At 54.5% G+C, this 20,025-nt stretch carries 17 protein-coding genes; 5 read left to right on the forward strand and 12 right to left on the reverse strand.

Features of this window, described 5'->3' with window-relative positions:
- Window positions 1–193: 193 nt before the first annotated feature.
- The 10 genes from HY913_23735 to tatC form a co-directional block, all read right to left on the reverse strand.
- Window positions 194–1,186, reverse strand: a complete 993-nt coding sequence (locus tag HY913_23735; GenBank protein ID MBI4966311.1) for a glycosyltransferase — start codon at window positions 1,184–1,186, stop codon at window positions 194–196.
- Window positions 1,183–1,941 (reverse strand): class I SAM-dependent methyltransferase, encoded by a 759-nt coding sequence (locus HY913_23740; protein ID MBI4966312.1) that lies wholly within the window; start codon window positions 1,939–1,941, stop codon window positions 1,183–1,185. Before HY913_23740 ends, HY913_23735 begins: the two co-directional genes overlap by 4 nt.
- The gene (locus HY913_23745; protein ID MBI4966313.1) at window positions 1,938–3,074 is read right to left on the reverse strand and encodes a glycosyltransferase family 4 protein; all 1,137 of its coding nucleotides are present in this window, start codon (window positions 3,072–3,074) and stop codon (window positions 1,938–1,940) included. Before HY913_23745 ends, HY913_23740 begins: the two co-directional genes overlap by 4 nt.
- Window positions 3,071–5,086 carry a glycosyltransferase family 4 protein gene (locus tag HY913_23750; protein MBI4966314.1) on the reverse strand — a complete coding sequence of 672 codons (2,016 nt, stop codon included), beginning with the start codon at window positions 5,084–5,086 and terminating at the stop codon, window positions 3,071–3,073. Before HY913_23750 ends, HY913_23745 begins: the two co-directional genes overlap by 4 nt.
- Window positions 5,083–5,805, reverse strand: coding sequence for a class I SAM-dependent methyltransferase (locus tag HY913_23755; protein MBI4966315.1), 723 nt, complete (start codon window positions 5,803–5,805; stop codon window positions 5,083–5,085). The genes HY913_23750 and HY913_23755 overlap by 4 nt, the downstream gene beginning before the upstream one ends.
- Window positions 5,806–5,854: 49 nt before the next feature.
- Window positions 5,855–6,772, reverse strand: a complete 918-nt coding sequence (locus HY913_23760; protein MBI4966316.1) for a hypothetical protein — start codon at window positions 6,770–6,772, stop codon at window positions 5,855–5,857.
- 1 nt (window position 6,773) lies between these two features.
- Window positions 6,774–7,409 carry a class I SAM-dependent methyltransferase gene (locus tag HY913_23765; protein MBI4966317.1) on the reverse strand — a complete coding sequence of 212 codons (636 nt, stop codon included), beginning with the start codon at window positions 7,407–7,409 and terminating at the stop codon, window positions 6,774–6,776.
- Window positions 7,406–8,671, reverse strand: a complete 1,266-nt coding sequence (locus HY913_23770; protein MBI4966318.1) for an ABC transporter ATP-binding protein — start codon at window positions 8,669–8,671, stop codon at window positions 7,406–7,408. The genes HY913_23765 and HY913_23770 overlap by 4 nt, the downstream gene beginning before the upstream one ends.
- Before the next feature lie 7 nt (window positions 8,672–8,678).
- Window positions 8,679–9,500, reverse strand: coding sequence for an ABC transporter permease (locus tag HY913_23775; protein MBI4966319.1), 822 nt, complete (start codon window positions 9,498–9,500; stop codon window positions 8,679–8,681).
- Between the two features lie 202 nt (window positions 9,501–9,702).
- Complete coding sequence (gene tatC, locus HY913_23780) at window positions 9,703–10,515, reverse strand: twin-arginine translocase subunit TatC (protein MBI4966320.1); 813 nt, start codon at window positions 10,513–10,515, stop codon at window positions 9,703–9,705.
- A gap of 511 nt (window positions 10,516–11,026) precedes the next feature.
- Here tatC and HY913_23785 point away from each other — a divergent pair.
- The 5 genes from HY913_23785 to HY913_23805 all read left to right on the forward strand — a co-directional run bounded on the left by HY913_23785 (window position 11,027) and on the right by HY913_23805 (window position 17,213).
- Window positions 11,027–13,627, forward strand: a complete 2,601-nt coding sequence (locus tag HY913_23785; protein ID MBI4966321.1) for an MMPL family transporter — start codon at window positions 11,027–11,029, stop codon at window positions 13,625–13,627.
- A gap of 77 nt (window positions 13,628–13,704) precedes the next feature.
- Entirely contained in the window at window positions 13,705–14,208 is a 504-nt protein-coding gene (locus tag HY913_23790; protein MBI4966322.1) for a hypothetical protein, read from the forward strand.
- A gap of 42 nt (window positions 14,209–14,250) precedes the next feature.
- Entirely contained in the window at window positions 14,251–15,765 is a 1,515-nt protein-coding gene (locus tag HY913_23795; protein MBI4966323.1) for a SagB/ThcOx family dehydrogenase, read from the forward strand.
- A 261-nt stretch (window positions 15,766–16,026) separates the two neighbouring features.
- Window positions 16,027–16,491, forward strand: a complete 465-nt coding sequence (locus HY913_23800) for a hypothetical protein (GenBank protein ID MBI4966324.1) — start codon at window positions 16,027–16,029, stop codon at window positions 16,489–16,491.
- A gap of 329 nt (window positions 16,492–16,820) precedes the next feature.
- Window positions 16,821–17,213, forward strand: coding sequence for a C_GCAxxG_C_C family protein (locus HY913_23805; GenBank protein ID MBI4966325.1), 393 nt, complete (start codon window positions 16,821–16,823; stop codon window positions 17,211–17,213).
- Between the two features lie 249 nt (window positions 17,214–17,462).
- Here HY913_23805 and HY913_23810 read toward each other — a convergent pair whose 3' ends face one another.
- Together HY913_23810 and HY913_23815 are read right to left on the reverse strand one after the other, a co-directional pair.
- The gene (locus tag HY913_23810; protein ID MBI4966326.1) at window positions 17,463–18,968 is read right to left on the reverse strand and encodes an AAA family ATPase; all 1,506 of its coding nucleotides are present in this window, start codon (window positions 18,966–18,968) and stop codon (window positions 17,463–17,465) included.
- 333 nt (window positions 18,969–19,301) lie between these two features.
- Window positions 19,302–19,616: a cupin domain-containing protein gene (locus tag HY913_23815; GenBank protein MBI4966327.1), complete on the reverse strand. Its 315-nt coding sequence runs from the start codon at window positions 19,614–19,616 to the stop codon at window positions 19,302–19,304.
- Window positions 19,617–20,025: the final 409 nt, after the last annotated feature.

Genomic DNA, 20,025 nt, shown 5'->3' on the forward strand with positions numbered 1-20,025 from the left:
GAAAGATGGTCGTTGCGAGCGTAGCGAAGCAATCTCAGCGTTTGAAGGCAGAGATTGCTTCGTCGCTTCACTCTTCGCAATGACACAGGACGGCAAACCGCCCCGCGTAACTGAATGGTTACATGCAGGCGTAATTGCCCGGTTACCGGGGGCAAGTGACCTCCGTCCCGCTTCGGTGAATAGTTACACCCAGCTACCAGTTGGAGAGCACTTGCCCATATTTCTTCAGATCTGCGACCGCCTTTTGCCATTCTTCGGACATGGTGAGGCCTATCTGGTCAAGTTCGCCCAACGTATCCCGGATAACTTGCCTGATAAGGGCGGATTTCTCTTGGCCTTCAATCCCGAAGCGCCTGCAAAAGCCTTCCAGAGTGGCCGGCAATAACTCAATTCCCCTCGGTGAAACGGAGTCCAGTTGGAACTTCCAATACAGGGCCCGCACCTCCTCGCAGTCTGCCTCAGTGAGGCCCGGATTGCAGGCCGTCAGACTCCTGTTACTGATGAGTATGGCATTTCTCAATTGCAGGTCATAGTTTGCTACAGAAGCCTGGCTGCCCTGGCTTACCATCCGGTAACTATACAGAGCTTCGGGAATTACCTTGGTATTGGACTTTGTGGAAAGTCGCGACCAGAGATCGAAGTCCTGGGCATACCGCAGGTTTTCGTCATACATGCCGGCATCAATCACGGCCTTTTTTTTCAACATTACCGACCCATGCCCGTAATTGTTGTGAAACCGAAGCCTCCAAAGCCTGTAAATTGGATCTGTGATCAATTCCTTTCTCTCAATCAAATCGCCATGCTCGTCCACAACGTCGAAAAAACAACCAACGAGGTCCAGATTTGCATCGGCTTCCATCGCGGCTACTTGGGCCTGCAATCGGGTGGGGAGGCTTATATCGTCCGAGTCCATCCTGGCCACGTACGCGCCCCTGGCCAAAGCCAGACCTTTATTGAGCGATCGGGTCAAGCCTGCGTTTTCCTGATTGACCAAAACGATCCTGGCATCGCGGTAAGAAGTGATAACCTGCTCCACAGGTTCGGTCGATCCATCGTTGATGATGAGAAACTCGAAATCGCGGAAAGTCTGATCGAGGATGCTCTCAACGGCCTTGGCGAGGTATTTCCGCCCGTTGTAAACGGACATGAGGACAGTTACTTTGGGAGACTTCGAGCCAGATATCATATTGGCACAGCCTCAGCCCAGATTTCCCCCCAGCGGACTTCTTGATGGGTCACCTTCAGATCGGCTTCTTCCATTTCAGCGGCAAAGCTTTCAAGGGTGTATTCCGTGCAATGCGTCGAGTCCAGCCGCCAGTCAATACCGAGTTCCTGTTTCAGCGGCACTCTCCAGTCGCGCTCAAAAACAGGAACGCGCAACAGCACGCGCTCCGGCCTGATCTCACGGATCGCGCCGCGCAGAAACTTGGCGCGTGCCTCCAGGTGTTCAACCACGTTGGACAGAATCACGGCATCGAATTTCCCCTTAAGCGGAATTTGCAGAACATCGCCCACGAGATAGCTTACAGCAGGGTGAGAGTATTTCTGAACCGCGGTCCGGATGTTGTCGCTGCTCAGGTCCACACCGACTACCTCGGCGCCGGCCTTCTCGGCAACATCAAATGCCAGAGCGCCGATGCCACAACCCACATCCAGCACTCTTTCCCCTTTTCCTATCCGATTAACAAAGAAATCATGATAACGGGTGTGGCGATGCTTGGTGTGAGTCCCCCTTCCATAAGCCACTGCGAGCCATCCTTCCAGCGGGTAAAGTGACGCGTCCAGTTCCAAAAGGAATTTCAGACCCTCCTTGGGAGTCAAGGATTCGGACCGGTCTTTAGCAGCCTGAACCAACAAACTCCGGATCTCAACCTCGGGCAGTTTGGTGAAAAACCGACGGGCCAGGGCCGCGCCCCATCGACGCAGAATTCCGGGCATCATGGAGCGATGACCTTCTTGAGGAGGGTCAGTTCCATCTCTCCTATCTTTTCCAGCGAGAAGTTCTCCACGGCGTATTGTCGAGCTTTACTTGCCAAATGAGCCGCCAAACTTGGGCTCGACATTATCCGCTCGATGGCCCCACGTATGGCTACAGGGTCGGTCCCGCACAACCAGCCCGTGTTTCCATGATTAATCAATTCCCTTATCCCCGGTGAATCAGCTCCGATTACCGGCATTCCGCAAGCCATGGCTTCGATCAACACTTTGGGGTGCCCTTCGTACAGGGATGGGAGCAAAAAGAAACCCGCCTGATTCAAATATTCAGGAAGCCGGGAATTGGACACATTGCCTTCCCAGCGAACTCTGCCATCCAAGTCGGCAAAATGCTGACGAAGCTCAGGGCGAAGCTTCCCTTCGCCAATGAGGATAAGATCCACATCGAGGGGGCGGATGGCTTCCAGTAGGGCGGCAAGATTCTTTTCAGGCGCGATGCGGCCGATAAATATGCCGGTCCTCGGGTCTTTCGCCGACCGGTCCGGCCGGAACAACTTAGTGTCCACATAATTGGGGATGACCGTGACCTTTGGCGCCACGTCCGCGATGCGTTCCACAAGCTCCTGCAGCATGGCAGGCGTTGTCACAATTACCCTGTCCGCGGCGCGAAATACCTTTTCCTCCACTCGCCGCGCTTCCGAAGCCTCGGGGGAAATCGGTCCGTGTTCTCGTGCCGCGTTTTGCGACCACATGTATCCGCATCTTGCCACGAACCGCTTCCGAAAAGCCCGGGCAGCTTCCAAGGCCAACTCGGCCCCGTACGTCTGATTGGTTTTAATGATGTGGCAACCAGACAGCGCATCTTCGTGCAATGAAAACAAGGACCTCTCGTAATCCTCCAGCGCCATGCCGGATTCATTACACAGTATTCGAATCCCTCCGAGTTCGTCGGCATAGTCGAGGTCGGAGCCGTCCCCATATGTCACGAAGCTTACTTCGAAGCCATGCTCCACAAGATGTAGGTACAGAGCCACTTCTCTGGCGAGCATGCCGACCGTAGCCCAGGTTCCCAGAGACACCCCGCGAGTAAAAAAAAGAACGAGATGAGGAGCAAATTCCCTGTTCGTATGGGTGCTCACCGGACGATTTCCCTGATGATGGACAGGTATTTTTCGGCCACCTGTTCCAAAGATGAAACGGTTATCAAGCGCTGGAAGGACTCGTAATTGTCTACAAGCTTTTCCAATTGAGGCAGGATTTCTTCCTCGTGTTCGAAGGGCAGCCCACCGGCTCCCACCAGTTCGGGGTGACCGCCGTCATTGAGGTACAGTACGGGCAGTCCGCAGGCCAGGGCCTCGATCACCGCGTTGGAGCACGGGTCATTGCGGCTCGCTGTTATATAAATGTCGTGCTCTCGCAGCAGGACGGCCAACTCTTCCGACGACACCGGTGGAATATGTCGGACGCGCTCGAATTTCTCCGACGCGTTACCGACGAAGGTATACTCGAAGCGATCCCAGTCGAGATGGTCTTCTATCCACTTGTACGTAGGCCCACCTTTGCGGGGATTGTTGGACCAACTAGTCGAAATGAGTTTTACCTTGCGGTCCGGATCAAAGCGCGCGCGGCCTTTTGAATTGAATATGTCCGAATCCACTGCATTGTGAATGATCACCGGCTCCACGGGACTGTATCCCATTTCAACGATCCGTTGATAGGTCCAGGCGGATTGCAGGACAGTAGCCGAGGCAAACTGCGCGTTCAGTCGATAGCAAAGTTCATCCTTCTCTATGTCGTACCCGCGGATCAAATGAATTGGTCCGTCTATACGATGCACTACATTCAGTCTGTGCTTGCGGCTGAAGTCCAGAAAACGATCCACGTCAAAATGAATGGAATTGAGCACGTAAGCGTCTATTCCCTTTGTCAGCTCATTTTCCCGCACGTCCACACGCCGCTTGGAAAGGCCTTTGCGCAATGCCATCATGAACTGGTTGCCCCCGCCGTACGGTGGTTTAAAGAAAGTGTGCCAAAGGCCTACAGTAAGCTTGTCAGGCTCCAGGGCACGGCTGTTTTTGTCCACAATGGCCTCCTCGGCAGACTTCCCACTCTGACCGCGAACGGGCTTCAGACCCGTGAACACAGGCACTGACGCCAGCTTATCATAGAGGCTGCGAAAGAGCGGCGCCGCGTTTTCAGGACGATGACGTTCATGAACCCGCTCATAATGTGTACGGACAAACTGTCCGAGGGTGTCCTGGGCGATGTCGTTCTCGATTATCGTTGACGCGTCCGCGGGACAAGTGAAGATGCATCCCGGATCGAGCACCTCCGGGGCCATTCCAACCGGCGTGCTCACTATTTTGCACTGGGATGCCGCTGCTTCGAGGATGGCGTGAGGCCCGCCTTCGGAACGGCTCGAGACAATGCACAGGTCGATGAGATTATAGAGGATGTTCAGGGTAGGTCTCGACAGAGAATTGATATCGAGGTCATCCCCTTCAATCATCCGGCCTATGTACGTGAAGGGAATGTGCTCAGCCTGAAATCTACGAATCAACCAATGCCGTCGAGGCCCCGCAAGCACCACGTGAACGTTGAGGCCGCGTCGTTTGAGGCCCAGGATTATCTCCAGCAGGACATCAGGCCCCTTGACCAACTTGGGACTTTGCAGGTCCGATCCTTCCGTGTCCCGCTGAAAACTGCCGATCAGATATGCATTTGAGGGTAAATTCCAACGATTCCGAAAGGCCGTAGTTTCACGGTCGTCCTTGGGCAGAGGCCTGAACGTAGCGGTATCGACGAGATAAGGAATGATGTCGCTTTCAAGGCCCAAGCCTTTCAATTGAAGGGCCGCCTGCCGAGTTCGAGTAATCCAACGGCCCACCAGCCTGATCGCTTGACGATGTTCCGGCACAGTGAAGTACCGGAAAGGTTCACCAGGCACATGGCAGAGAACGCGTTTGCCGCTCAGACTTTCAGGAGGTATCGGCAGCAGGTCCCACCACCACATGGAGTGGACCACCTCGCATTCAACCAGGGCTACGAGGTCCACAAAGTCTTCGACGGCCTCCTTGGTGAGCCTCAGGTCTTCATCCACGGCCCAACCTATTCCGTCTCCGCCGGTAAGAAATACTTTCGGTCTGCTCATTCTTTTATCGCCCTGATGCCGAATCCAGTGGAATAGCCTTCCGGGACCGAGACCTTGCATGAATCGGGCGAACGATCCCACTCTACAGCTTTTTGTTTTGCCTTGCCCAGGGCGCGTGAGATCAGCCGCCTCACCCATTCTCGCCCTAATAGGGAACTGTTTTCATTAAGATACGCCAGGTCGCGCGCCATGTCCACCAGCACGCTCCAGAAGCTCCCCTGATGCTCGATGGCAATATCGGTGAATCCTACAGCCCGTAGTTTCTCCGACCAATAATAGTCCGTGTACCGCCCGAAATCGTAGGGATCGCCGTGGATACGGGCCAGGAACGGTACGCAAACCAGTAAGGTCCCGCGGCCGCGCAGGACACGGTGCGCTTCTCCCAGGACTGCGAGCGGGTCCGGCACGTGCTCCAACAACTCCGAACAAACCACCGCGTCGAAGCTCTCCTCACGCAGGGGTAACCAAGCCGCTTCAGCTTGCACATGAGGCTGTTTCGCGGTGGAGAGATTGGCATAGACCACGTTCAAGTTATATTTCTCTATGTCGAACAGCCCTCTTTTCCCGACCCTGTTGCCGCCGAGATCGAGCACGAGTGAACCGGCTCCCAGAGCTGCCACATGTCGTATGTGGAAATCGTCCACATAGTGCCGTCGCAGCGAGTAAGACAGGTTCCGGGCCTGTGCCAGGGCAATATCGGAGTGGGGTTGTTCTCTCATAGCAATCAATTAACAGGGCGGGCGGGACCAATTTTGCAGCTTAGTCGGTCTAGGACAACAAATAATTGTCCACAAAATCGATCCAGGCCTCGGCTGTGATTCCTTTGCGATGCTCGCCTGATGACCTCCTGAGTCCGCGGCCCAAATGCAGGAATATCACGTTTCCTCCGTCGTCGAACGAGCGGTCCACAGGAAGTTCTCTCAGGGGAGAAGATTGAGGTATTTCCGATATCAGTTCAGGCTCCCAGAAGGTGTTGGGGCATGCGAACACCCTGTAGCCCGCGTCTCTCAGCTTAATTGTCACATCGTCGCCGACGTCGAGCCGTGGCAATTCCGGAAAGAAGCTAAGATTGAGCCTCTGGAACAGTTGAAAGTCAACCATGTAACCCAACACATGCAGGACCCCTTCCGGCGTACGGGTCGTGTCCATACGGACACCTGCCGCGGCAATTCCGTTTGAAAGCCTTGATTGCAGGAAGGAGAGCCATCCTGCCCGGCAGGGCAGGGCGTCCATGTGCAGAGACATAAAATAACGCGAACGCGGGTTTATGAGACGAGCCGCCAGCTCCAGTCCCACAGCGTTTGCATAACTGCCCCAGTTTAGCTGGCTGGCGGACGCAGCTTCGCTGCCTTCGAGGTGTCTGCCTTCCGGCGGCAGTGGCTCTGTCCGGTTCAACGCCACATTGACGCCGTCCAGTAGCAGGAGGCCGTCGAGGTTTTCCATGGGCGAGTTATTGTCCACAACCCACAATTCGTAGGGCTCGGGCGTGAAACGGCGGATCGCGGCCAGGCATACTCGAAGCAGTTCTTTTGCAGTCGAATTCCGCACGTGTGACACTACAACAAGGCGAGGCGCTTCCGGTGGAAGGTCAATGTCCCGCGCCTGCTCAATGCGGTACACAAGCCCATCCAGAGGGATTTCCAACGGCACTCGCGTTTTGGTCGGTTTGCACTGGGATGGAGCCATTTCAAGATCTCTTGCGCCCGATAGCCATTATGCTGTCACACCAGTCCACCCGGAACTCCTTGCAGACCGTTTGCACTACCCAGCGCCGCAGGGGATTCTTTGTGAGGGGAAACTTGTTGTATCTGGTCATGGAAACCAGTTCAAAGCCTGCGCTGCGCATGAGGCTGTACAGATCGTTCGCAGGCCAGGGGGTGATGTGCGTGCAATCCCTCTGCCGCACGGGATGCGCCGCGTTTGGGACGGTGGCCAGGAGACTGGCCCCGTCGCCAAGATGCTCGTACGAAGAACGCACAACCGCAAAAGCTTCATCAACCGACATGTGCTCCAGGACCTGGTTGGCGATGACAAGGTCAAAGGAGAGATCCTCGGATATCTCGCCGAAAGAGCGAAAATCAAATTCACCTTCCGGGTCCGTGTCGAGTGAATAATAGACCGCGGCAGCCCGCAAGACAGCCCCCCTGAACGGCATGTGGGCCCCTGCGCCCACATCGAGAACGCGCTTTTGCGCGGCCAGCAGGCCGGGAAGCTCCTCGTGAGGCGAACGAATCGGGAAATCCAGGACATTGCCAAACCGCTGCCAGCACTCGCTGCGCCAGCTCATCAGGCGGCTCCACGAATCCTGAACCGAGTCGGTCATGATCCCATTCCTTGGTTCGAGCGTTCTACCCGATCTCCCGGCCGCGATTCCGCATCTTTATGCGGCACGAGTTCCCATCGGCAAGGGCCTGCGACAATGCCTCGCGAGCGACTTGACCCTATAACTGCGAAGCTCACTATTCCGGCAATCCGTTCGAGGGTCTCAAAAGAGGCTGCTTCTCTGGCCGCAAAGTGCGCTTCATAGGCCCCGGTGGACAAATGGTTCTCCGGATACCAAACTGTCAACAGGTAATGATCGCTACGGCCCTCAGAAGAAAGACCGTCCTCTTCGGAGATATTCCACTTGCACAGGATTCCGGCCGCGTTCAAAATTCCCATGGAAAACATGGGGCGCTCCAAAGGCCGGTTCAAGCGAAGATCGACTTCGATGCCAAAGGGCTCGCCGGCCGGCACCTCGGTCAGCGATTGCCCATCTTTGCCGTACACCCTAGCGGAATAGATGTTGACATCCTCCGACGATATCCTGTTGCGAACCCGATGTTCCAGACGCTTCTGTTCGGATCGGAAAACAAGCTTCTCGTATTCGTTGATGGCTTCAAGCGCGGAACCGCTGGCCAACAATACGCCTTGTTCGAGCAAGATTCCTCGCCGAGCGACAAATTGGAGGGTCTCAAGGCTGTGGCTCACGAGAAGCACCGTGGCGCCGCTCTCTCTCATTTCTTTGACTCGGGCCAGGCTCTTGTTCTGGAATTTCAGGTCTCCCACTGCGAATGTCTCGTCAATGAGGACCACGTCGCTTTCTATATTGACCGCCACCCCGAATCCGAGCCGGCCCAGCATGCCGCTGGAATACATTCGTACCGGACGGTCAAACCATTCTCCGAGTTCCGTAAAATCTTCGATCTCAGGCAGCTTTGACTCTATTTCGCGATGAGGAAGTCCCATCACGGCGCCCAGAAGTCGAACGTTCTCACGGCCGGTAAGCTCCATGTGCAATCCGGCATTGAGTTCTATCATGGGGAAGATCCGGCCGCGAATCTCCACACGCCCCCTGGTGGGGCCGGTCACTCCGGCAAGGACTTTGAGGAGGGTGCTCTTTCCAGCGCCGTTCCTGCCCACGATCCCGACCGTCTCCCCTCTGCGGACTTCGAGGCTCACGTCCCTGAGCGCCCAGGGGCCGCCGTCGTTGTCGGAGTTCTTCCGCTTTCTTATATAGTTCAATCCTTTGTGTATGAAAGCGGGCAGAGGAAGGCCGTATCGTTTCCAAAGCCCTTCAATGCGTATGGTCACGTCGTCGGACATCAATTCCTCACAGCACGTCTGCAAAATAACCGGAAAGCTTGCGAAAGACCGGCCACGAAATTGCCAGCATGACCGCCGTCATGATAACGGACCAGCCGAGCGCGTCCGCAGGAGGGGCCGTGGCCTTCAAGAGCACGTTGCGGAACCCCTCTATGACTCCGACCATAGGATTGAGCATGTACACTGATCGAGCCGCTTCCGGGACGGAACTCAACGGATATATCACTGGTGTCGCAAACAGCCACGCTTGCGTAAGAAACGGGGTCGCAAAAATAAAGTCTTTCCTGAAGGTGCCCAGTCCGGCCAGCAGTATGCCCACGGAAAAGGCTACCCCTGTCATCAGAATTATCAGCACCGGCAGCCACAGAAGCGCCAGGCTCACATGGACCTTGAACCAGATCATCATCCCGACCAGGACTATCCCGGACATGGCGAAATCAAACAGCGTCGCGGACACTGCTGCCAGCGGGAAGACCTCCCTGGGCAGAGCAATTTTCTTTATCACTTCGGCGTTGGCTGTAATGCTGGGTCCGCAAGCTGCTACCGCGTTGCTGAAAAATGTCCAGGGAACCAACCCTGCGTAACTGAAGAGAATATAGGGCAATCCGTCGCTGGGAATGTTTACGAATCCCCGCAACATGTTGAAAAGCAACATGAGAATCACGGGCTGCAGAAAAGCCCACCACATGCCGAGAGACGAGCGACGATACCTGCTCGTGACGTCTCGTATTACAAGCGCCTTCAACAGAGTAAAAAATCGCGACACCCGTTCGCTTCCCGGGGAGGAATTAATGTATACTCCGCGGTTGTCAAGGCTGGCCCTAATCAAGTCAGATCTCCTAATTTCGTCTTTTTCAAACGTTCTCCAAAAAAACAAGGACTCGACAAGAACAGCAGAACGAGCCCTGTAGAAGTCATCGCGACACTGTAAGCGCCTTGGCGCGGGGTTGCCTAAGGCTCCGTCAGTTCGGAACGCCGGTCCCCGACACTGGTAAGAATTGTCCGAGAAAAAGCTCCCTCTTGTCAAGGTATCAATCCGCTGATGCGGAAGGTGTGTCTTCCTCCTCCTCCTCTTCTTCCCTTCTTTTCCTCTTCCTTTCAAATATGGCCAGCAAATGGATTCCGACCTCGTAAAACAGCATGAGAGGCACTGCCATGAGCGTCTGATTGAGCACGTCCGGGGTCGGGGTCAGTACGGCGGCTATTACAAAGGCAATGACAATAAAATACCTTCGGCCTTTCTTCAATGTGTCGCTGCTGAATATGCCTAGAAGTCCCAGAAACAGAATTATTATGGGCGTCTCGAAAATAGCCCCAAAGGCCAGCATGAGCAGCATCACCAGGGAGACGAACTCCTTGATCGCAAGCATGGGCTTCAATTCAGGGGTGGTGTAGCTTAAGAAAAATTTGAACGCGGCGGGAAAAACCAGAAAGTAGGCAAACATCCCACCCAAGTAAAAGAGCAACGTGGCAACCATAATGAACGGCGCGGCCAGCTTGCGTTCGTGCGTGTGAAGTCCCGGCCTGACGAACAGCCATATCTGGTACAAGACGAACGGGAGCGCGAGAAACAGCCCTGCAATAAATGCGACCTTGAGGTACACGAAAAACGGGTCCGTAAGTGCCGTGAACACCAGCGAGGCATCTTTGGGGAGAAGTTTCATGATCGGAGCCGCGAGCAGACTAAACAGCCTTTCCCCAAAGTAAATGCACACGCCGAAGCCGATAGCTATGGCAATAGCCGCCCGAACGAGACGAACTCGGAGTTCCCCAAGGTGGTCGAGAAAGGACATCCGTCCTTCTTCACCGTTCACTTCTGATTCCCTTGTTTCCGTTTCTTCCATTACCCTTTGGCGCCTCGGCAACCTATATTCTGAGAAGTTCGGGCGCCACACGCGCCGCAACACTCGGTATGCGTTCTGTTCCCACCCTTGCGGCGGGGGCTGAGGCCGTAACACAATTCGCGCTCAAACGGGAAAAACTATTAGAGACCGCCAGGGACGCCGGGCGCTACCAAGTTTCGGTGGTGCCCCGTCGGACGCGGAGCCCGCCGTTCTTATCCATGAAGGCGAATTGGCAGAGACCTCGATTGTTTCCTTTTCGACTCACACGCCGACGTGTTCTCAGTCATCACTTCCTAGCATGGGGAGGATGTTTTCCGCAATGGCCATTATCGGTTCTTTCCGGGCATTGAGGGGCGTTCTTAGCTTGGTTATTGGCCTGACGGCTCCACGTCCGATCATGCGGAACGTGTCGGTTGTTTGTCAGTACATATAATGCTATTACTCTCTGGATTGCGCCGACAGATTGATATCCTTGAATTTCGCCAGACCTGGCCGCGGGGAGACCTGCCATATGCAATTGATAGTCAGAATATTGCTACTAATTTGCCGGATTTCTACGAACCATCCTCGACTGGTAATGGCATTCTTTCTTGTGCTGAGCGTTGCAGGTTTCGCCACAATGCCTTGGATAACTATGAGCAGCGACCCATTGGCGGGCATTGGCGAAACAAACCGCCTGATCAGGCTTGCAGCGGAGAACTATGAAAAGTTCGGCGAACAGGACTCACTTATCCTCGTGGTGGAATTCCCGGAACCGCCGGGAGAAGAGCGCCTTCCGTTCATAAAGGAATTGGCGGAAACGGTTGAGAAGCTCCCTGACATTCGCAGAGTGCGCTACCGCTTTCTCGATCCCGATGATTCAGAGCAGGTGGCCTTGCTTTTCAAGCATTTCTTGCTTGGGATGAATCAAAGAGAGCGTCAGGAAATTCAAAGGATCTTCACCCCGGAAGGGATGAGCGACGCGTTCAGGAGGACGACTAATCGGCTAGTGCTCGCTGCGAGTCCCTATATGCAGAAAAGGCTGCTGGAAGATCCTCTGGAATTGGGGCAGTTTGTTTCCGAGTCCATGAGAAAGAGGGTTGGATCGGTAAGCTTTGGAGATCTCTATCTCCTGATTGCCAGCCCCGACAGCACCCTTTATCTGATTCAAATCACACCGTCCTTTCCAAGCACTGATGTTGCGCGCGGAAAAGCGCTCATCGGGCGGTTGCACGAAGTCATTCCCGAAAAAATCACTTCGGTGCTTCAAACCATGCCCACCCTAAGGGAGAAATCAAAGGATCTCCGTTGGTACATTACAGGGAAGACGGCTTTCCACTATGAGTCAGACATAATCTTCGATCGCGAGACCATGACGATCCTTTGTTTTTCCTTCAGCATGGTGTTGGCGCTTCTCATCGTTGTTTATCGAAGCCTCTGGTCGGGGCTCCTGTTCATGATACCAATAGCCGCGGGAGTCGGGCCGAACTACGGCTTGATCTGGTTGAGCTATAGCGACGTTAACCCGGTGGTCATGGGGGCCAGTGGGGTGCTCTTCGGCCTAGGAACGGATTACGGAGTGCATTTGTGGGGGAGTCTGAGGCAAGAGATAGATCAAGGGACATCGCCCATTGAAGCGGTCGCTAAGGTCTATCAGCATACGGGGCCTCCGGTAATGTTGGGGGCCCTCGTAGGAATTCTGGCGTTCTTGTGCCTGTGTCTCTCAAAGCAGCCGGCCATGAATCAGTTCGGGTACGTGGGAGCGACAGGCCTGTTTCTAACCCTGCTTTCCACGCTTTTTCTTTTTCCGGCATTGGTGCAGTTTACGTCCGAGAGAAAGAGGGACTATGTTCCTCGAATGCGAGTCTCATTCAAAATCTTCTCAAGACTTTACGAGAAACATCCTGCCAGGATTGTCACGGTATCCGCGGTTGTCATCCTGGTATGTCTGTTCTCTGCATCCCGTGTTTCGCATGAGAAAGACCTGTTCAAAGTCTTTCTCGCACGAGATATGAGTTCAATGGCCTCGTCGGAAAGAATTTCGAAGAAGTTCCAGTCCAATTTCTCTCAACCCACACTGCTTTCTTTCGAGGTGGATGACGTGCAGCAAGGACTGCACGTTCAGCGGCAACTCGACGGCATTCTAGCCCACCTCATGGAAAGAGATGACTCGATAGCCTCCTTTGACTCGATTTCCTATCTGTTGTCGCCGGACTCCGTTAGAGCAGATAACATCAAGGGCCTTTCAGACGTTGTGGCGTCGTGGCCTGAATTGGCAGAGCGTTTCAGAGAAAAGGTGAAGGACTCCACCCTCTCGGCCAGCTCCGTTGAAACCATCGGCAATTCTTTTAACGAGACGGGAAAGATCCTGCAATCCATCGAGAACGGGGCAGAAGTGGACCAAGGCGCCCTCGCAGAGGTAGAGCGCGGCTGGTACCTGGCGCGGATAAACGGCAAGTACCGATTTTTGACCCAGATCAGGTATTCGGACAGAATGACGGACATAGCTGAACTTCGTAAGGCCGATGACAAGATTCTCGATGCAATGAAGGTTTTGCCGGTCAAGGTCCAGATTTCCGGACCACGTCAGATTATGCAGGAAGTCCTCTCTACCCTTATATCGGAATTGGTTACTCTGGGTCTCTACGTGATGATCGCTGTCATTGTCTTTTTCTTTGCTCTGTTCGGCCACCCCCTTGGAGTCTTTCTGAGCTTAATACCGATGGTGGGCGCGTTCGCAATAACCCTCGGGGTCATGGGGTTTTTAGGTCTCGGCCTACCTTTCTCCATCGTGGGGGTAGCGCCGTTGATTTTTGGCTTGGGAATGGACAATGGCGTTCACGTTGTCATGGGCGCTCTTCAGGAGGTAAACGCATCGGTCTCGGCGACAATGGACCGCGTGACGCGACCGATCATCTTTACCTCGCTGACCAATGTCCTGGGCTTCGTCGCCATGCTCGCATCCAAGCATTATTCGCTCGAATTTCTGGGATGGGCCATGGTCATAGGCATGGGCTCGGCCGTCACCTTGACTTTGACGACCCTGCCCGCCCTGTTGCTGATTCTCGAGAAACGACGGAAGCGCTTATCCACGCAGGTGGGACAGGTTGGGTGCGTTCCGGGTAAGTGCTGAAGTGCGCACAAACGATTTGACGGAATTGTTCAGTCAAAGCATTCTATGAGCAACGCCACGGGAGGAGGTGCCGGCCTGTGAATCGGAAAGTAATAAAGATCTTTGAGTATGCCCTGAACCAGGAAAAGACCGGGTTGAGCTTTTTTGAGGCTTCGCTGGAGCGTTTGGGCGTCGGCGCGGCAATCACCGCGTTCAAGAAATTGATCGCGGAAGAGAAAAAGCATATCGATTTCATAGACAGGATACTGAAAGATCTCAAAGAAGATCGCGAAATAGACTTGCAACAGGTCCGAGACATAATTTTAGAGCCTTCAAACTACTTCGACGAACGCGCTCACTCGGAATTCCTTGACCAGTGCATCGAAGGTTCCATGATTCCCGATGTCACGGTCTTCAGCACTGCATGGCTCATAGAGAAAGACCTGAGCGAATACTACGCTAGGATGGCTTCGCAGACCGATGGCAAGGCGGCCCAGGCGTTAAGAATGCTCGCTGACTGGGAAAAGGAGCATGAGAGGTTCTTCCGAGAATACAGAGACAAGCTCTCGACAGTTTACGCCAACATGCCGTGGGGCGGATGATTTCCTGAACTCCGCGCAAAACGTCAGTTCAAGAAAAGAAACATGGTTGAATCCGCGCGGGAATATCACGAGTTCACAAGCTACACTCGCCACGACATGGGCGGGGGCCGGTTGGACTGGGGCAACCAGCCGGGCGTCTTCAAGACGTACCCGGGGCTAGGAACCATAAGCCTTCCCGAGGTCACAGCCTGGCCTGCGGGCAATCTTTCCGCGGTTCTCGGAACGATTACGGACCCCGCCGATTTTGATCTAGACCTCGAAAGCCTTTCACGCGTGCTTCTCCTGACACACTCGCTGACAGCCAAAACCCGGCACGCGGGCGCGGATTTTTATTATCGGAACGTGGCGTCGGCAGGGGCGCTCTACCCTTTCGAACTCTATGTGGCTGCAATCAACGTAGCGGGCCTGGACCAAGGGCTGTACCATCAAAATGTGAAAGACCGCGGGCTTACTATGATTCGCTCGGGAGATATCAGCCCTCAGCTATCACTCGCCGTGCCCCTGGAAGAAGGAACACGGCCCGTCCTGGTCTTCTTCCTCACTTCCATATTTTTTCGGAGTTCCTGGAAATATAGGGACCGCGGATATCGTTACAATCTGCTCGACACGGGACACCTGGCGGAAAACCTGTGCTTGGCTGCGAACGCGGAGCACCTTCCTTTCAGGCTGATTTACGATTTTGACGACAGCGAGTTGGCCGATATTCTGAGAGTTGATTCAACGCGCGAGGCTTGCCTGGCGATCGGCTTGGTAGAAAGCGGAGAGGCGTCTGAAGGAATGGAGAGCCGGACATGCCAGGACGCCTCGGACGATCTGGCCGGCCAAAGCTGGGTATCGACACGAGAGGCAGATTATCCGGTCATACACCGCCTTCATTCCCTGTCATGCCGAATAGTCAAGCCCGCGGTGGATGCTCAAAATATGTGGAACAGCCTCGGAGTAAGGCTGAACAAATGGGAGAAAATAGAAATTCCTCAACGACCCCCGGAAGTAATGAGCTACGCGGAAGCTGTTTTCAAGCGCAGATCCATGCGAAATTTTGTGAGGAGCCAATTGCCGTCGGAACACCTGGGGAACTTCCTCCGCATTCTGTGTGCGGATCCCTTGTCTTCGGGGGGCGTTCTTTCCCCCGGGCAAGACTCAATATGCGTCGGCTTCCTGGCGGGAAACGTGCAAGGGATGGAACCCGGATTTTACATCCTGGACACGAAAGGTGAGACTATAAGCCTCGTGGCTTCAGGTTTTTTAATGGACCAAATGGCAAGTGCGTGCCTGGGACAGGCGTGGCTGGCCAATTGTTCATTGCATTTCCTCTTCATGAGCAACCTGGCGCTTCTCGAAAGGACAGCGGGGCCGAGAGGGTACCGGCACGCCATGCTCGCCGCGGGCCGGCTCGGACAAAGGATCTATCTCGCTGCTACTTCAATGAAAATGGGCTGTTGCGGCATCGGCGCATTTTACGACGCCGAGGCTTCCGGCTTGCTGGGCCTCAATGAAGAGAGTGTGCTCTTGTACCTTGTAGCCACAGGCCCGGTAAAAAGATGGTCCGCGGAATAGCCCTCCCTGTTGGCTTTCAGCCGCAGGGGTAAGCAAAGGACGAGACAGGGGGCAGGGAGGATTGTCCCGCGTACCTGAACGCTTGCGCCCGCCTGTCCCGACGGTCTTGACATCTTCCGCTGCTTAAGTACTTTAGTGGGTCACGCCAGCGGCGCACGCAAAACATTGGAGGTCTGCGATGAGCGGCCGGTACGGCCATTCTCGTGGCACCCTGCATGGAGTTTTGGGGTCGCTGCTGGAGCACAAGCTTTTGGAGGTTGCATGGCTAGTGTTTCGCTCGGCCCCGGGGATGATGTGGAAGCGTGGTGCACACGCTGCCGAATGAATCTCAACCACCGGGTTGTAGCAGTTATCGGGAACAGGGTACAAAGGGTTCAGTGCCTCACCTGCGGAGGGGACCACAAGTATTATCCGCCAAAATTTGGGACAAAAGACGAACCGGAAAAACGCCACCTTAAAATAGCGCCCGCGGAGAAGGGTCGCAAATCGGTCGACAGAGTCGCAGCCAAGGCTCAGAGTGAGTGGTCTACGTTCATGAAGGACATGCCCCCGGACTATGAACCTCGGCCTTACAAGGTGTCAGGTTCCTACAAACAAGCTGAATTCATCGAGCATCCGGTCTTCGGAATAGGAAGGGTCCTTGACCTGGTCGGCGCGGAGAAGATGCAAGTCATCTTCAAGGACGGGCGAAAAATCCTGATTTGTAACAAAAGTGAGCCCCGGTAATGACTCGTCGGAATTATGCACTTGGCAGAGAAGAGACTGCTTAGCCTGTCATCGTCCGGACCTGCATCTCCTGATCCTGTACGGCGCGCATGGCGTGCGCCCGCATTAGGGCGACCACCGGTCGCGCCGTACAGGAGCCAGGGGATGAGAACAAGAGCGGACATCCTGTGACCAGCGTGATGATCTCCACGGAAGCGGGGCATTCTTTGTAAAGTGAACAATTCCGTCACTCGTAAACACCCTAATCGCAGCGGAGGTGGAACATGATAGACAAGACATCGCAACGGAGTCTGGAACTGTTTGACTCGGGTATGTATTGAGCCGAGAGCGTGCTGCTCGCCGTGTGCGAGGCTTATGGCATCCAATCCGAGTTGATACCCAAGATCGCTACCGGTTTCTGCGGTGGCATTTCAAGGAGTTGCGGCATGTGTGGGGCAGTAAGCGGCGGAATCATGGCGCTCGGTCTGTTTACAGGGAGAACCGCGCCGGACCAGTCGGTTATGGAAAGTTATACCGCTTCCCAAAAGTTGATGAAGAATTTTGAGGGCACATTCGGCTCGACAAATTGCAGGGACCTGACCGGCGTGGACCTGGGCACTGACGAAGGGCAAAAAAAATTCAAAGAAGATAACATCAAGGAGCGATGCAAGGTCTACACCGGAGAGGCCACCAAGATGGCAGTGGGTTTGCTGGAAGAAAGACGTAAAGCCGGGAGGCTGTGAGACCTATACCAACTTCCATGGCGGCGAGCGCCGCAACGAATTGTGAAAACGCCTGTAGCGCCGGCATCTTGCCGGTTGCCTTCGAGGCGTTTTCATAAGAATGCGCGATCAAAGAAGTGACATTAGCAATGGCCGGCAGGGACCCCGGATCGCGGTCCGGGGCAGGCTCTGGCCGCTACCATAATGCGGTGGCGGCGGGCCTCCGCGCCCGCCATGTTCCCTTGTACGAAAGCGCATGGGTATGAGCCATTAATTCCCACCGGCTTTTAAGGCGCGATTGAATGCCCATCTCTCCAGCAATTTGATCTGTTCTTTCATGGTGGTGGAAAGCGGGACAATGCTTTCCAGGGCTATGAAAAGGTCGTTTTGCTCGATCTCACGGTGTTCGCTGAACGCTCGGAAGAGCGCGCCTAGCACGCCTTGCTCGATCTCCGCGCCGTTGAACCCCTCGGAGACTTTGACCAAGTCCGGGTATGTGAACTTGTTCAGGGGAACATTTCTTTTCGCCAAATGGATTCGGATTATCTCCGCCCTCTCATCTTCTTGAGGCAACTCCACGTAGAAGAGTTCATCAAAGCGGCCTTTTCGGAGTATTTCCGGTGGAAGCAATTCAATGTTGTTTGCAGTCGCGCCTATGAAGACCGGCGCGGTTTTTTCCTGCATCCAGGTCAGAAAACTTGCGAGAACTCTTGACGCGGAGCCACCTAGAGTCTTCTGCCCGGCATTGGCGATCCCGGCCTCTATTTCGTCTATCCAAAGCACGCAAGGCGCGGTCGCTTCGCAGGTTTTGATTACCTTTCGGAGACACTCTTCGGGCGTTCCGTGTGTCCCGTCGTACACCCGGCCCATGTCGAGACGCAAGAGAGGCATTTGCCAGAAGGCCGCGATGGCTTTAACTGCAAGGCTCTTGCCGCAGCCGCTGATCCCCATAAGCAGGACGCCCTTGGGCAAGCTTAACCCGTAATCCCGTGCCCTCTTGGAGAAGATGTCCTGTCTCATTTTGAGCCATTTCTTGAGAGTGCCGAACCCTCCCAGGTCCTCGAAGGCCATATTCTGCGGGACAAGCTCCAAGAGTCCACTTTTGCGGACTATCTGCTTTTTTTCCTCGAAGAGCATCTCCAACTCGCGCTCTGTGATCGCCTTCTTGCCGGCAAGCACTTTGCGGAATGCCTGAACTACCTGTTGGCTCGTGAGCCCCGCTCCGGCCTTGAGGAATAGGTCCTTGACGTCTTCGTTTAAAGATTCCTTAAGACCGTCCGCGTGCCTCTCCTTGGCGATTACCTGGTCCAGCAGTCGGTCGATATCTTCGACCCTTGGCAGCGGGACATCGACCAGCACCACTTCACTGTTTATTTCTATGGGAATTTCCAGCACAGGTGCCATGAGAAAGATGGTCTTGTATCCCTGGTCGATCCTCTTCGCAGCGTCCTTGAACTTGCGAATGACCGGTGGATTATCTTTGAGAAACACGTGTACGTCGTTGACAATCAAAAAAGCGGTTTCCTGAATGTCCATGAACCAGTCAAGAGCCGCCATGATGGAAGGATTCGGCAGCACGGCCTCGTCCCCAAGAGTCACGCCTGTCGTGCATGTCCAGACGTAGACCCTGAAAGGCGGTTTGAACGCTGACGCGAGCGTCTTGACCTCTGCTTCGACGCGCCGGTCCTCATCTGTCAGGAGATAGACTAACGATGTCCTCGCAATCACCATGTCTTTGAGAATGGAGCGTAAGCCTTGAGTCTCTTGTTCAGCCATTTCACTTTCCCGAGAATCTATGTATTTCTCTCGGACAATCCGATTTAGCGGCACTCTCGGTATAGGAATGGTCGAGAGGCTTGTCCGAGATAGTTTTCAGATATATGGATTTTACCTGACTTTGCGCGGAAATGGAATGAAACAGGATGGGTAATTATGGCTGTTGTCGGAAATTTTGTTTTTGTCCATTCGGCAACCGGCAGGCAAGGACCCAGGGGTTGTGCGCCACTGCAAAGTGACTTGTCGGCAATGGGACGATGCGGTGAAATGAGGCGGTCCTCTTCAACCTTAATCAAACATTGTTCCCGGGAGTTTTTAGGTCTCCGGACACCATTAAGGCTCTTCCACCAGAATCACTTTTGCAACGTCCGTGATGGCCCTTGCCTTGTGTTGATGGAGTTCGCCCGCCGGAATGAAGACCCCATCGCCCTTGCTGAATGAGATCAGTTGTCCGCTGAAGTCGATTTCAAGTTCCCCCTCCAGAACATATCCAATGTGCCCTCGCTGACACCAATCCACCTCGACGAACTCCCGATAGAACTCCACGAATCGGAGTTGCTTTCCTTCATCTTTGTGAGCCTTGAAACGGACACCTTGAGCCGGTGTTTCCCAGGCAATAGACTTGAAATCAACCTTATACATAGTCATCTTTTCGACTCCCGCATTTGATGCCAACCGCCATGCCGAAAACTATCACAGCGAATGATGAAAATGCATCGCAGATTTGGTGCCACGGACGCGTCCCGCGCCTCGGGGGACTCGTCCGTGCACGGATGAGCTTCGCACATCCGTGGCATCATTAAAAGGCGCCTCTCTTTTGAGAGTAGCGGATTTTCACAGGGACAGGCGATCAAGCAGACGACATACACCGAGTGCCAAAATTTTTCTCTGAATGCGGCTAGTCCGGGTAGGGGCAGGCCCCCGTGCCTGCCCTAGGCCCAACGAGACGGCCGGGCAAGGGCGGACTCGGGGGTCCGCGCCGTACAAGAGACCGAAGCCTGTCTTTTCACCTGGGCCCTACGGTCGCACACAGTTTCGAGACACAAATCGAACAGAA

Origin of the sequence: Desulfomonile tiedjei (assembly GCA_016212925.1) — a bacterium.
GTDB lineage: Bacteria > Desulfobacterota > Desulfomonilia > Desulfomonilales > Desulfomonilaceae > JACRDF01.